This is a genomic window from Burkholderia sp. Ac-20349, assembly GCF_017104865.1.
GTDB lineage: Bacteria > Pseudomonadota > Gammaproteobacteria > Burkholderiales > Burkholderiaceae > Burkholderia > Burkholderia aenigmatica.
The window spans coordinates 43424-56058 of the sequence record NZ_JAAGPM010000044.1 but is presented as its reverse complement, the minus strand read 5'-3'; the positions used below and the strand labels follow the sequence as shown (position 1 = coordinate 56058).

Sequence of the window (12635 nt, the reverse complement as noted above, 5' to 3'; positions counted from 1 at the left end):
TGTTCTTCGTCGCCGCCGCGAGCGCGAGATGCACGGCCGGCGCCATGCCGGCCGACAGCAACGCGCCGCCGGCGGCCGCGCCTGCCATCCCGCCGATGCTGAACATGCCGTGCAGCGACGACATGATCGGCCTGCCGATCGCGATTTCGACCGCGCTGGCCTCGGCGTTCATCGCGACGTCGAGCGTCGCCATCGAGAAGCCGAACAGCGCGAGCACGGCGAGCAGCAGCGGGTAGTCGGGCACGACGAGGATCAGCGCCGCGCAGGCCGACATCACGAGCCCGCCCGCGAGGCACGCGGTGCGCGAGCCGACGCGCGCGATCCAGCGCGCGATGGTCAGCATCGCGGCGATCGAGCCGACGGCGACCGCGAACAGCGCGATCGACAGCAGCCCGGGGCTCAGCGCGAACTTGTCGCGCACGGTCGGCACGTGCACGCCCCACGACGCGAACATCATGCCGGCGACGAAGAACAGCGCCATCGACGCTGCGCGCGCGCGCTGGCGGGCCGGCAGCGACAGCTTGCGATGCGCGTCGGGCGGCGCGGCGAACGGGGACGACGATTCGGGGGAGGATGCTTCGGACACGGCAAGGCTCGTCAAAAAAAGCGCGGACGCACGCGGCGCCCGTCGGACCCGTCCGATTCTATCGAATCGCTTACGATCCTGCCGGGCGATGGCCGGTCGGACGAGGATCCGGCGATTACCCGGCGACTCGCGTTCGGCCGCATCGACCGGACAGGCCGTTCGGCCGATGCGCGGCGCACCGCGCCCGCGGGTAACATCGAAGCGCATGGCGTGCCCGGCGCGCCGCCCTTCGACCGCAGGAGTCCTCTTGAACATCGATCCCGCTCTCGCGCTGCATCTGCTGCACCGTTGCGCACTCGGCACGCTCGCCACCCATGCGCGCGATCCGCAGGGCTTTCCGTATCCGACGGTCGTCCCGTTCGCACCCGATGCGAGCCATCGTCCGGTGATCCTCGTGAGCGGCCTCGCGGAGCACACGCGCAATCTGGCTGCCGATCCGCGAGCGGGCTTCCTCGTCGTCGACGCGCCCGGCGGCGACGTGCTGAACGCCGAGCGCGCGACGCTGCTCGGCCGGTTCGTACCGCTCGGCGACGATCCGCACGTCACCGCGCGCTACTGTCGCTACGAGCCGGACGCCGCGCGCTATCTCGCGCTCGGCGATTTCACGTTCTGGGCGCTCGACGTCGAGCGGCTGCGCTATATCGGCGGCTTCGGGCGCATGGGCTGGGTCGACGGCACGCAGCTCGATGCGTTGCCGCCGCTCGCCTTCGATGAAGAACAGGCGTTGTGGGACGCGTACGATGCCGGCGCTGCGCGTCGCGACGGGCTTGAATTGCTCGGCGTCGATCGCCACGGCGCCGACTGGCGATATGACGGCCGTCGCGTGCGCACGCCGTTCGATTCGCCATTGGCCGATGCGGGCGCATTGCGCGAGCGGCTGATTGCGTGCGCGCGGGATGTGACCTGACGTCGCGGTTGCCGGTCTGTCCGCGGTTTGCCTGTTTAGCGCACCGTGCCATCCGATAATCGTCAAGCTGTCGTCCGATGAGAGCTTTGATTTTTCCGAATGCAGGGTAATTGCGTATGTTGATAGGCCCAATAGACAATGGCTAATGTCCTAATCTCTGTGTAGGAACGTAAAAATTTGAGAAAAGGCCGCGACCGGTCAAAATGACACGCGTGATTTTCAATTGATCTCGGGATTTTCATGAATCTCGCTTCTATCAAATCTTTTTTGTGCTAATCTCTGCCTTCGAAAATCCGAGGCACATATATTTCATGAATGGTGAGCTGGCTCAGACCGGCGCCATTGGTCAGATAGAAAGGGAAACTATGTCTTCTTACAAGGACCTGCTGGCCCAGCGGGAGAAGCTGGAGAAGCAAATCGAAGAAGCGAAGTCGCGTGAATACGCTGAAGTGCTGAATGACGTGAAGCAGAAAATTGCCGACTACGGCTTTTCGCTCGCCGAACTCGGTCTCAGCCGCGCGAAGGCAGGTAAGGTTGGCCGTCCGCGCGCAGGCGTGGCCGCGAAATACCGCGATCCGGAAACGGGCGCGACGTGGTCGGGCCGCGGCAAGCCGCCGCGCTGGATTGCGGGCAAGGACCGCGAACAGTTCGCGATTTAAACATCTGTTTAAGTTGCCTGTTCTTCAAAAGAGCCGCGTGCCGTTCAGGAACGCGGCTTTTTTGTTTCCGGCGGCCGCTACGCCCATTGCGTTGTCATGAAAATGTAATAATCCGGCGTGAATGGTAATACGACCTGTTCGCATAAGCGGTTGATTTAAATAAGAAATTTGTGGGTATTGGCAGGATTCATGGGGCGCCCTTGATAGAATTGGGCATCGCTCACCGATATCTCATATTTCATGTCCACGTTTTCCGGCGACGCGCAGAGCGCAGATAAGCACGCGGTTGCGCGCAAGAGTACGTTCGTCAGTATTGTGCTGAATGTCGTGCTTGCGACATTTCAGATCGTCGTCGGCACGATTGCGCATTCGCAGGCATTGATTGCTGACGGGGTGCATTCGATTTCCGATTTGATCTCGGATTTTGTCGTGCTGGTTGCGAATCGGCATAGCGGCGCATCGCCGGATGCCGACCACAATTACGGACACAGCCGCTACGAGACCGTCGCATCGCTGTTTCTCGGCGCGATCCTGATCGCGGTCGGCGTCGGCATGCTCTGGCGGGCCGGCGATCGTCTCGTTAATCTCGAAAACATTCCGGCGGTACATTTTTCCGCGCTGATCGTCGCGCTGACGGTGCTCGTATCGAAAGAGGCGCTGTTTCGCTACATGCTGCGCGAGGCGAGGCGCGTTCGCTCGGCGATGCTCGTCGCAAACGCATGGCATGCGCGTTCGGATGCGGCGTCGTCGCTCGTCGTCGCGATCGGCATCGTCGGCAGCCTGGCCGGCGTGAAGTTGCTCGACCCGATCGCGGCGGCGATCGTCGGCTTCATGGTCGCGCGCATGGGCTGGACGTTCGGCTATGACGCGCTGCAGGACCTCTCCGACCGCGCGCTCGACACGACCGATACGGACGAGATCCGCGCGCTGCTCGCGGCGACGCCCGGCGTACGCGACGTGCACGACCTGCGCACGCGCAAGATGGGCGATGCCGCGCTCGTCGATGCGCACATCCTCGTCGATCCGAAAATCTCCGTCTCCGAAGGGCACTACATCGCCGAGACCGCGCGTGCGCGCGTGCTGACCGACCCGCGCGTGCTCGACGCATTGATCCACGTCGACCCCGAGAACGACGCGGCGCGCCGTCCGGCGCTCGCGCTGCCGCCGCGCGGCGAGATCGCGGCACGGCTCGAGGCCGCACTCGCGCAGCGCGGGCTGCATGCGGCGGCGATCAACCTGCATTACCTGAGTACGGGGCTCGAGATCGACGTGACGCTGGCCTGCGATCCGCACGACACCGATGCGGCGCTGGCCGGCCGGCTCGATGCCGACGCGCTGAAGCGCGAGTTCGGCGCGCGCCGGATCGGCTTCACGCGGACGATGCCCGCGCAGGCGTGACCCGCTGCCGGCCACCGTGCCGGCGGGCCACTGGCGCATGTCGGCGTGTTACAGCGGCAGTTGCGTGTCGAACTTGATCTCGCGCAGCACGACGCTCGTGCGCACCTGCGACACCGCGGGAATCTTGAAGATGCGTTCGTGCAGGAACACGTCGTAGGCCTTGATGTCCGGCGCGACGATCTTGAGGATGTAATCGGCCTCGCCGGTCGTGCTGTAGCACTCGGTGACTTCCGGGCAGGTCGCGATCTCGCGTTCGAACTGCTCGACGCCGCCCTCGTTGTGGCGGGTCAGGTGCACGTGCGCGAGCGCGCACACGTGCAGGCCGAGCTTCTCGCGATCGAGCAGCGCCGTGTAGCGCTGGATCACGCCCGACTGCTCCATGTCCTTGATGCGGCGCCAGCACGGCGTGCTCGACAGGCCGACCTGGTCGGAAATTTCCTGGACCGAACGGCGCGCGTCGAGCTGCAACAGGCGAAGGATTTTTTGCGAAAAGGAATCGAGCGTCACCTGCGCCTCCATGCGGCAGCTACAACACGCTGAATGTTAGAGGGCCGGGAAAGGAAAGGCAATCTGGCGTCGCGTTGTTGAGCGAGATTCGCTAATTTGCTCGCGGATCCGTGGGGATTTGTCCCGCCCCTGCGTCTTCCGACCGATCGGTGTCCGACACCGCGAGGCCCGCGAGCGCGGCCTGTTGGCGGCGCAGGTCGGCGAGCATGTTGCAGAACAGCGCGCCTTGCTCGATCGCGTCGTCGAGCGCGACGTGCGTGTGCGGATGGTCGTCGAACCAGTGCTTCGGAAAGCGCGGCTTGATCGCCTTGCGGTACGGCAGGCCCGTCATCGCGAACGCGAGCGTCTTGATGTCGAGCGCCGACCACGAGAACGGGCAGCGCCCGGCGAAGCGCATCATGTACCAGAACATGAACGTGAAGTCGAAGCCGGCCGGCATCGCGACGAACACCGGCTTGCCGGGCAGCGCCTCGACCCAGTCGACGTACGCGACGAGCGCGGCTTCGGGCGCCTGCAGATCCTTCCGGCACGCGGCCCATGCTTCGGGCTCGGTCTTCCACCACGCTTCCTGCACCGGGTGCGCTTGCGCGCCCGGCAGCGTCTCGAGGTTGGCCGAGAACGTCGCGATCAGCTGCTTGTCCTCGGTATAGGCGGCCGACGCGAAGCTCAGCATCGAGTGCGGGCCGGGAATCGGGCCGTCGGCCTCGACGTCGGTGCTGACGTAGATTTCCGGGATGGCGGTCTGGTTCATCCGAATACCTTGTCGGACACGAACGGGTTCGTGCGGCGCTCGTCGCCGAACGTCGACACGGGGCCATGGCCCGGTACGAACGTCACGTCGTCGCCGAGCGGCCACAGCTTCTCCTTGATCGACCGGACGAGATCCTCGTGATTGCCGCGCGGGAAATCGGTGCGGCCGATCGAGCCCGCGAACAGCACGTCGCCGACGATCGCGACGCGATGCGCGCGGCTGAAGAACACGACGTGGCCGGGCGTGTGGCCCGGGCAGTGATAGACCTCGAGCGTCTCGTCGCCGAACTGCACGGTGTCGCCGTCGTTCAGCCAGTGGTCCGGCTCGAAGGTTTCGGCGGCCGGAAAGCCGAAGCGCTCGCTCTGCATCGGCAGCTTCTCGATCCAGAAGCGCTCTTCTTCCTGCGGCCCCTCGATCGGCACGCCGTAGTGCGTCGCGAGCGTCTTCGCGCCCGCGCAGTGATCGATGTGTCCGTGCGTGAGCAGCACCTTCTCGACCTGCACGTTCTGCCGCGCGACTTCCTGTTCGATCCGGTCGAGATCGCCGCCCGGATCGACGACGGCGGCGCGGCCCGTCTTTTCGCAGACGAGCAGCGAGCAGTTTTGCTGGAACGGCGTGACCGGAATGAGCGTGACTTTCATGGAGGCACCGGCGGCTAAAAGGAGCGATTGTACCGGTCGCGCGGGCCGCTTGCCGGTCGCGCGACGCGCGTCGCGGCGGACGCCTCCGGGCATTCCCGGAGCATGTCGATTGTTACGGCCATAGTGAGAATCAATGGTCCGCAGGGGGTGCTTTTCGGGTTGACCTTTTGGTTTATGTATAATGCGCCCCATTGCACGTGAATTTCACGCAATTCGCTGGTGTTTCGGCCCCGTTAAAAAAGGGCGTCGGAAGCACCGTCAAGCATCAGCCGCCGGGGAGTCCGGCGGTGTATCCAGCACCGAGATTTCGGTGCTCACGTCTTGTCCGGCCGGGTGCTGCGCGCCCGCCTGCGGCCCTGCTGCCGCGCCGCCGGATGAGGCCTGTGCCGCCGTTCCTGTGAGTCGGTCGTTTCGACGCGCGCGAACGTGAAGCCATGTTCGATGGCGGCATGTGGGGTCTGGTCAGGCTGTTGGGGACAGGTTGCGCCAGACGTGAAAACTAATCAGGACGGTTGCGGCATAGACGAAAGCCGCGCCCATGCTAGCCGCCTGCTCGCATCCGAGCGGGGCGTGCACGCATTTGCCGTCCGGGCCGCGTGTCTGCGTTGTGAAGCAGCGTTGTAAGGGAGCGGCCCGAACCAGAAGGCGACACGTCGATGAATTTACGTTTTCCGAGTCGATTCGGAACCATTGCATTGTTTTTTGCGCTGACGGGCTGTGCGGTGCCACCCAGCCAGACCACCGGTAGCGCGAACCAGAAGAACGCCGTCGACAAGACGGCCGCCGCCGCGAAAGCGGATAGCGACAAGCAGCTGAATTTTGATTCCGCGCTGGCGTCGATGCCGGCTGCCGACAGCAAGGACGCGAAGAAGTCGTCGCTGGCGGACGCCGAGCCGATCGACGGCAAGGATGTGTCCGATTTCCGCCAGACGGGCCGCGCATCGTGGTACGGGCGTGATTTCCACGGCCGCCGCACCGCGAACGGCGAGCGCTTCAACATGAACGCGCTCACCGCCGCGCACCGCACGCTGCCGCTGTCGTCGTACATCAAGGTGACGAACGCGTCGACCGGCAAGTGGGTCGTCGTGAAGGTCAACGATCGCGGGCCGTACAAGCGCGGTCGCGTGCTCGACCTGTCATATGCGGCCGCGAAGCTGATCGGCCTCGTGCACGCCGGCACGGGCCGCGTGAAGATCGAAGGGCTGTCGCCGCAGGAAGCGCGCGAGGCACGCGACGAAATGTTCGCATCGATCTCGGCGAAGTAACGCGCAGCGGTCGACCGCTCATGCAAAAGGGCTGCCCTCGGGCAGCCCTTTGTCTTTCCTGCACCGCGCGACGCCGGCGCCGGTTTCCCGGTGCCGGCCGGCTCGCGCGTCAGCCTTCATCCTTCAGTGCGAGCGCTCGCGCGTACAGCGTGTTGCGCGACGCGCCCGTCAGCGCGGCCGCGAGCTTGGCCGCGCTCTTCACCGGTACCTCTTCCAGCAACAGCTTGAGCAGCGCGTCGTGCGCGGTGTCGTCGGCTTCGCCGTTCGTCTCCGGTGCGCCTTCGACGACCAGCACGAATTCGCCGCGCTGCCGGTTCGCATCGCCGGCGAGCCAGGTCTGTCCTTCGGCCAGGGTGCCCTGGAACAACTGCTCGTGTAGCTTGGTGAGCTCGCGCGCGATCAGCAGCCGGCGCGCGGGGCCGAACGCATCGGCGAGCGCGGCGACGGTTTCGGCGATCCGGTGCGGTGCCTCGTAGAACACCAGTGCATACGGGTGCGACACCAGCGCCTGCAGCGCGGTCGCGCGCTGCTTTGCCTTCGGCGGCAGGAAGCCCGCGAACGTGAACGCGCCGGCCCAGTCGCCGGCCACGCTCAGCGCGGTCACGGCCGCGCTCGCGCCCGGCAGCGGGATCACCGCGAAGCCGGCGGCGCGCACCGCGTCGACGAGCCGCGCGCCGGGGTCCGAGATGCCGGGCGTGCCGGCGTCCGATACGTAAGCCACGCGTTCGCCGCCGCGCAGCAGTTCGATCACGCGCTGGGCGGCTTCGCGTTCGTTGTGCTCGTGCACGGCGATGAGCGGTTTCGAGATCCCGTAGCGGGCGAGCAGCTGGCCCGTGTTGCGGGTGTCTTCGGCCGCGATGCGGTCGGCGAGGCCGAGCACGTGCAGCGCGCGCAGCGTGATGTCGGCGGTGTTGCCGATCGGCGTGGCGACCACGTAGAGCGCGGCGTCCGGGTAGTGCTGCGTTTGCGCGAGTTCAAGGAGGGCAGTCATGGCAGGCAATGCGCGCAATCGCGGCGCAAGCGGAACAAGGACGGCATTGTGCCACGCGGCGCCGGCCCGGCCGGGCAACGGGCACGGTTTGCCGCGCGCGGGCGACAACTTTTCCGGCGCGGCGCGATCCAAACCGGTCGGCGCGGCGTTCGAGCAGCGCGCGCGGCAGTTTCTCGAGCGCCGTGGCCTCGCGTTCGTCGCGGCGAACGTGACGATGCGCGGCGGCGAGCTCGATCTCGTGATGCGCGAACCCGATGGCATGCTCGTGTTCGTCGAGGTGCGCGCGCGGCGCAGCGTCCGGCATGGCGGCGCGGCTGCGAGCGTCGGCTGGCGCAAGCAGCGGCGCCTGGTTGCGGCCGCGCTCCAGTTCTGGGCGCGGCACGGCGCCGGTGCCGCGTGCCGCTTCGACGTCGTCGCGTTCGAGGCCGGCCGGCTCGCGTGGCTGCGCGACGCATTTCGTGCCGACGATGCGTAGCCGCGAGCTGTGACGAGATGTAAAGAGTTCTTGCCGGACCCCCGGAGAGGGTGCCGGAGTACGGTAAACTCGCCGCACCCACGATGTCGCGCGATGCGTGCCACGCGCCCAGTTCACCAGGAATCGATGTCAGTCGAACGTATTCAGCAACATTTCCACGACAGCGTCGCGCTTCTCGCCGAAGCGGCCGACGCACTGTCGCTGCCGATCGCAGCCGCGGTCGACGCGATGTTCGCCGCGCTGGCGAACGGCAACAAGATCGTCGCCTGCGGTGACGGCCTGTCGGCCGCCGCCGCGCACTACCTCGCGGTGTCGCTCGTCGGCGGCTTCGAGCGCGAGCGCCCGGGCCTGCCCGCGATCGCGCTGGCAACCGACGCGTCGCAGGGCGGCCTCGCGGGCGCGGTGTCCGCCGAGCAGTTGTTCGCCCAGCAGGTGCGCGTGCTCGGCCAGACCGGTGACATCCTGCTGGTGCTCGATCCGAGCGGCGCATCGCCGCGCGTGCTGGCAGCGATCGACGAAGCGCACGAGCGCGAGATGACCGTCGTCGCGCTGACGGGCGGCGCTGGCCATGCGGTCGCCGCCGCGCTGTCCGATACCGATATTCCGATCAGCGTGCCCGCCGTTCGCGCGGCGCGCATCCACGAAGTCCATCTGCTGACCATCCACTGCCTGTGCGACGGCATCGACGCGATGCTGCTGGGTGAGGATTGAACGAAGGAGAGCCGTCGATGAATCAAAGCCGCGTCAAACAGACGCTCGTCAGAACCACGCTGCTTGCTGCGCTGACGGCGGGCCTCGCCGTGTCGCTGCAGGGGTGTGTGCTCGGGGTCGTGGGCGCAGCGGCCGGCGGCGGTGCGCTGATCGCGACCGATCGCCGTACGCTCGGCGCGCAGACGGAAGATCGCGAGATCCAGGTCAAGTCGCTTACGCAGATCAACAACGGGCTGCCCGACCAGTCGCACGTGAACGTGACGGTGTACAACCGCCGCGTGCTGCTGACGGGCGAAGTGCCGAACGATGCATCGAAGCAGCGCGCCGAGGAGATCGTGCGCAGCATCAACAACGTGAACGGCATCGTCAACGAGCTGTCGGTCGAGCCGGCGTCGTCGCTGTCGTCGCGCGCGAACGACTCGTACCTCGAAGGGCGCGTGAAATCCGAGCTGATCGCGACGAAGGGCATCTCGGCGAACTACTACAAGGTCGTCAGCGAACGCGGCAACCTGTACCTGATGGGGCTCGTGACGGTCGACGAGGGCAATCGCGGCGCGGAAGCCGCCAGCCAGGTGCCGGGCGTCGAGAAGGTCGTGAAGGTGTTCCAGTACGTGAAGCCGCAGGACGCGCAGGCGCTGCAGGACGCATCGCCCGCGAGCGGCGCATCCGGCGCGCAGGCTGCCGCCGCACCGGCGGATAGCGCGACGGTCGGCGCCGTGCCCGACGCGTCGGTACAGTCCACGCCGCTGCAGTCACCCGCGCCGATTTCGAATTCGTCGAGCGTGCACCCGGGCAACCCGAAGGCACCGTCGCAATGAAGAGCAGGCAGATGAAGCAGATGAAACAATGGATGGTGCAGGGCGCCGCGGCCGTGGCGCTGCTGGCGGGTACGTTCGGTGCGGTCGCGCACGCGGATGTCGGCGACGGCCTGAAGGTGGCGCGCGGCAACGCGTGCATGGGCTGCCACGCGGTCGACCGCAAGCTCGTCGGCCCGTCGTTCAAGGATGTCGCCGCCCGCTACAAGGCCGATCCGCAGGCCGTGGCAAAGCTGTCGAAGAAGGTGAAGGAGGGCGGCTCCGGCGTCTGGGGCGCCATTCCGATGCCCGCGCATCCGCGCATGAGCGACGCCGACGTGCGTTCGGTGGTCGAATGGGTGCTGGCTGGCGCGCCGTCAAAGTAACGTTTCAGGGGTGACTTAACCCCTATTGCCAAGCGCAGAAATGCGTGTGTATGATGATTGACTGTTGGGGCGGTAGCTCAGCTGGGAGAGCGTCGCGTTCGCAATGCGAAGGTCGGGAGTTCGATCCTCCTCCGCTCCACCAATAGATTATCTAGACGAATCCTGATGTATCCGCAAACCCCGCAGCCAGTAAGGCTCGCGGGGTTTTTTCTTGCCTATAATATCCAATGGAGACCGTTTGAATCCACTGGCGAGTGGGGGCAACGTTGGGGATAACTCACCCGCCCCCGCAAGCACTTGCCCCCAGGAGGCGTGACATGCCCCTTACCGATGCTGAGATCCGGAAGGCAAAGCCCGGCGAGAAGCCGATCCGCCTGTTCGACGGTGGCGGCCTGTATCTGGAAATCTCGACCGCGGGCGGCAAGTGGTGGCGCCTGAAGTACCGCTTCGGCGGAAAGGAAAAGCGCATCTCGTTGGGCGTCTACCCGGATATCGGATTGAAAGATGCGCGGGAGCGGCGGGATGCCGCCAGGAAGCTCTTGGCAAACGGTGTGGATCCGGGGGAAGCCAAGAAAGCGAAAAAGGCAGCGAGTCAGGAACGGGCTGCCAACTCGTTCGAAGTGATCGCTCGCGAGTGGTTCGCGAAATACGCTTCTGGTTGGGCCACCAGCCACGCCGACAAGATCATTCAGCGGCTAGAACGGGATGTCTTCCCCTGGCTCGGTGGACACCCCATTGCCGACATTGCCGCGCCCGAATTGTTGACCGTGGTGCGTCGCATCGAGGAGCGCGGCGCACATGACACGGCTCACCGGGCACTGCAAAATTGCGGGCAAGTATTCCGGTATGCCGTGGCGACGGGCCGTGCCGAACGCGATCCTTCCGGCGACCTACGAGGCGCGCTCCCGCCACTCAAGCACGAACACTATGCCGCCATCATCGATCCCACTCAGGTTGGCGAATTGCTGCGTGCAATCAACGGGTTCCAGGGGACCTTCATCGTCAAGTGCGCGTTGATATTGGCCCCGATGCTTTTCGTCAGGCCTGGAGAACTGCGCACGGCGGAATGGTCCGGGTTTAACCTCGACAAAGCTGAATGGCGCTACCTCGTGACCAAGACCAAGACGGAGCATCTCGTTCCACTCCCCACCCAGGCTGTCGCTATCCTGCGTGAACTGCATGCTCTGACAGGGCCGCGCCAACATGTCTTTCCTGGGCGAGACCCGCACAAGCCGATGAGCGAGGCGGCGATCAATGCCGCGCTGAGGCGTATGGGGTACGATACCAAAACTGAAATCACCGGGCACGGTTTTCGGGCTATGGCGCGTACCATCCTGCACGAGGAACTGCATATCAAGCCCGAAGTGATCGAGCATCAGTTGGCACACCGGGTGCCTGACACTCTGGGCACGGCCTATAACCGAACGAAGTTTCTCAAGGAGCGCCGGATGATGATGCAGCTCTGGGCCGACTTCCTGGATCGCGTGAAACAAGGTGCGAACATTATCTCTTTCGCAGGCCAAGGGTGATCATGATCCATCAGAAGGTAGTTACGGCCCGGCCAGTGCATTAGGTACGAGGCTATCCCCTTGCGTCCTCTAGCGCATTGCCGAATCATTGGACAAGTATTACATTCGAACGCCCCACACTACGATATGTCGGAGCGGCACATGCGCCGTAATTCAAAAGAGATAGTCGGCGACCACACTATTCGGGGATCGAACGTCAGGGCCGCCAATTCACGGCGGCTCGTGTCGAACAGGTATTCCGAATCCGGCGCTGCAACGATCGCGGACAATACGAGTGGTTATGCCTTGTTCCGTGCCTGACTCCAGAAGCGATCAACGCCCACCGCTAACAAACCGCTCGTTTTCGGGCCAAGTGCGTGACAAAGGAAAGCTAGAACACCATCTTCCCAACGCAGCGATCCGTGCTTGCGCAATGTATTTAGAGAACTTCGAGGCCCGGCTCATGCGGGCGATGCAACGATGCCGGGACGCCGCTATCGCGGTCTTCACTGATCGAGGTAGCCGACCATCTGCGGGAGGCGATGCATTAAGCATCGAGGAAGGGGTTTGGTCCGCGTTGCAACCCTTGCCCGTGAAGGGCATCGGACGCGGGACGTGGCGTGCACCTCGCGATGGCGTTGACGCCCCGCTCCCAGTGTTGCGCGAGGGGGGCGCATGACCGGCCCAATCACCTCGAAGATCCGCGATTTCCTGATCAGCCGCGGTCCGGCTACTCCGGAACGCGTCACTGAGGCCGTCCTTGAATTGACGGAGGTGGGTGGTGCTGCGCGCGCTCTCATGCTGATGCGGCTCGACCCAACGCTCGAGCGAACGGGCACCGGAATGTGGGCGGCGCGAGACACGGCGACCACCGACGACCGCCGCGTACGGAAGGCTGCTGAGAAGTTTTTTGACGGACGCGCTGGTGCCCCGCTGGCGAGCGCGGTGCGAGTCGTGGCAAGCGACACCGGCCTGTCGGAGCACCATATTCGCGAACTCCTCACCTCACAATTCGTCGTGGCGGGCACCAACATTTTCAACCGGCGACGGTAGTAA

General features: G+C 65.2%; 15 protein-coding genes and 1 tRNA gene. 11 read left to right on the top strand and 5 right to left on the bottom strand.

The genetic code is table 11. The features are described 5' to 3' along the window. Positions 1–586 (bottom strand): MFS transporter (locus G3N61_RS16690; RefSeq protein WP_205823083.1); only part of this gene is annotated, 586 nt, incomplete at its 3' end. Positions 587–833: 247 nt separating this feature from the next. On the opposite strand from G3N61_RS16690, the gene G3N61_RS16685 reads away from it, so the two are divergent. The 3 genes from G3N61_RS16685 (at position 834) to G3N61_RS16675 (ending at position 3550) form a co-directional block, all read left to right on the top strand. Next, on the top strand, positions 834–1493 hold the full coding sequence (locus G3N61_RS16685) for a pyridoxamine 5'-phosphate oxidase family protein (RefSeq protein ID WP_089449705.1): 660 nt from the start codon (positions 834–836) through the stop codon (positions 1491–1493). 365 nt (positions 1494–1858) lie between these two features. Beyond that, positions 1859–2152, top strand: a complete 294-nt coding sequence (locus G3N61_RS16680) for an H-NS histone family protein (protein WP_043185090.1) — start codon at positions 1859–1861, stop codon at positions 2150–2152. A gap of 240 nt (positions 2153–2392) precedes the next feature. Then, positions 2393–3550 carry a cation diffusion facilitator family transporter gene (locus G3N61_RS16675; RefSeq protein WP_043185092.1) on the top strand — a complete coding sequence of 386 codons (1158 nt, stop codon included), beginning with the start codon at positions 2393–2395 and terminating at the stop codon, positions 3548–3550. 48 nt (positions 3551–3598) lie between these two features. On the opposite strand, the gene G3N61_RS16670 is transcribed toward G3N61_RS16675, so the two are convergent. The 3 genes from G3N61_RS16670 to G3N61_RS16660 all read right to left on the bottom strand — a co-directional run bounded on the left by G3N61_RS16670 (position 3599) and on the right by G3N61_RS16660 (position 5449). Continuing rightward, on the bottom strand, positions 3599–4069 hold the full coding sequence (locus tag G3N61_RS16670; RefSeq protein WP_006477376.1) for an Lrp/AsnC family transcriptional regulator: 471 nt from the start codon (positions 4067–4069) through the stop codon (positions 3599–3601). Between the two features lie 79 nt (positions 4070–4148). Beyond that, entirely contained in the window at positions 4149–4808 is a 660-nt protein-coding gene (locus G3N61_RS16665) for an exonuclease (protein WP_043185094.1), read from the bottom strand. After that, positions 4805–5449, bottom strand: coding sequence for an MBL fold metallo-hydrolase (locus G3N61_RS16660; RefSeq protein WP_043185095.1), 645 nt, complete (start codon positions 5447–5449; stop codon positions 4805–4807). The genes G3N61_RS16665 and G3N61_RS16660 overlap by 4 nt, the downstream gene beginning before the upstream one ends. A 656-nt stretch (positions 5450–6105) precedes the next feature. Between G3N61_RS16660 and G3N61_RS16655 the strand changes: the two genes are divergently transcribed. Further along, positions 6106–6714 carry a septal ring lytic transglycosylase RlpA family protein gene (locus G3N61_RS16655; protein WP_041492997.1) on the top strand — a complete coding sequence of 203 codons (609 nt, stop codon included), beginning with the start codon at positions 6106–6108 and terminating at the stop codon, positions 6712–6714. Between the two features lie 109 nt (positions 6715–6823). Here G3N61_RS16655 and rsmI read toward each other — a convergent pair whose 3' ends face one another. Beyond that, positions 6824–7705, bottom strand: a complete 882-nt coding sequence (gene rsmI / locus G3N61_RS16650) for a 16S rRNA (cytidine(1402)-2'-O)-methyltransferase (RefSeq protein ID WP_043185098.1) — start codon at positions 7703–7705, stop codon at positions 6824–6826. 46 nt (positions 7706–7751) lie between these two features. On the opposite strand from rsmI, the gene G3N61_RS16645 reads away from it, so the two are divergent. The 7 genes from G3N61_RS16645 to G3N61_RS16615 all read left to right on the top strand — a co-directional run bounded on the left by G3N61_RS16645 (position 7752) and on the right by G3N61_RS16615 (position 12632). Beyond that, on the top strand, positions 7752–8180 hold the full coding sequence (locus tag G3N61_RS16645) for a YraN family protein (RefSeq protein WP_205823085.1): 429 nt from the start codon (positions 7752–7754) through the stop codon (positions 8178–8180). Positions 8181–8306: 126 nt separating this feature from the next. Beyond that, positions 8307–8891, top strand: a complete 585-nt coding sequence (locus tag G3N61_RS16640) for an SIS domain-containing protein (RefSeq protein WP_089449709.1) — start codon at positions 8307–8309, stop codon at positions 8889–8891. Positions 8892–8908: 17 nt separating this feature from the next. After that, a complete protein-coding gene (locus G3N61_RS16635; RefSeq protein ID WP_175024232.1) occupies positions 8909–9709 on the top strand; it encodes a BON domain-containing protein in 801 nt (266 codons plus the stop codon). After that, complete coding sequence (locus G3N61_RS16630; RefSeq protein ID WP_043185106.1) at positions 9706–10071, top strand: c-type cytochrome; 366 nt, start codon at positions 9706–9708, stop codon at positions 10069–10071. Before G3N61_RS16635 ends, G3N61_RS16630 begins: the two co-directional genes overlap by 4 nt. Before the next feature lie 66 nt (positions 10072–10137). Further along, a tRNA-Ala gene (locus tag G3N61_RS16625) sits at positions 10138–10213 on the top strand. 175 nt (positions 10214–10388) lie between these two features. Beyond that, entirely contained in the window at positions 10389–11600 is a 1212-nt protein-coding gene (locus tag G3N61_RS16620) for an integrase arm-type DNA-binding domain-containing protein (protein WP_205823082.1), read from the top strand. Positions 11601–12254: 654 nt separating this feature from the next. Next, complete coding sequence (locus tag G3N61_RS16615; protein ID WP_205823081.1) at positions 12255–12632, top strand: hypothetical protein; 378 nt, start codon at positions 12255–12257, stop codon at positions 12630–12632. The last annotated feature ends 3 nt before the right edge of the window (positions 12633–12635 follow it).

Coding starts and splice junctions, on each gene's coding strand:
- G3N61_RS16680 (WP_043185090.1), top strand. CDS start 1,859: ATGTCTTCTTACAAGGACCTGCTGGCCCAGCGGGAGAAGCTGGAGAAG.
- G3N61_RS16675 (WP_043185092.1), top strand. CDS start 2,393: ATGTCCACGTTTTCCGGCGACGCGCAGAGCGCAGATAAGCACGCGGTT.
- G3N61_RS16670 (WP_006477376.1), bottom strand. CDS start 4,069: ATGGAGGCGCAGGTGACGCTCGATTCCTTTTCGCAAAAAATCCTTCGC.
- G3N61_RS16665 (WP_043185094.1), bottom strand. CDS start 4,808: ATGAACCAGACCGCCATCCCGGAAATCTACGTCAGCACCGACGTCGAG.
- G3N61_RS16660 (WP_043185095.1), bottom strand. CDS start 5,449: ATGAAAGTCACGCTCATTCCGGTCACGCCGTTCCAGCAAAACTGCTCG.
- G3N61_RS16655 (WP_041492997.1), top strand. CDS start 6,106: ATGAATTTACGTTTTCCGAGTCGATTCGGAACCATTGCATTGTTTTTT.
- rsmI (WP_043185098.1), bottom strand. CDS start 7,705: ATGACTGCCCTCCTTGAACTCGCGCAAACGCAGCACTACCCGGACGCC.
- G3N61_RS16640 (WP_089449709.1), top strand. CDS start 8,307: ATGTCAGTCGAACGTATTCAGCAACATTTCCACGACAGCGTCGCGCTT.
- G3N61_RS16635 (WP_175024232.1), top strand. CDS start 8,909: ATGAATCAAAGCCGCGTCAAACAGACGCTCGTCAGAACCACGCTGCTT.
- G3N61_RS16630 (WP_043185106.1), top strand. CDS start 9,706: ATGAAGAGCAGGCAGATGAAGCAGATGAAACAATGGATGGTGCAGGGC.
- G3N61_RS16620 (WP_205823082.1), top strand. CDS start 10,389: ATGCCCCTTACCGATGCTGAGATCCGGAAGGCAAAGCCCGGCGAGAAG.
- G3N61_RS16615 (WP_205823081.1), top strand. CDS start 12,255: ATGACCGGCCCAATCACCTCGAAGATCCGCGATTTCCTGATCAGCCGC.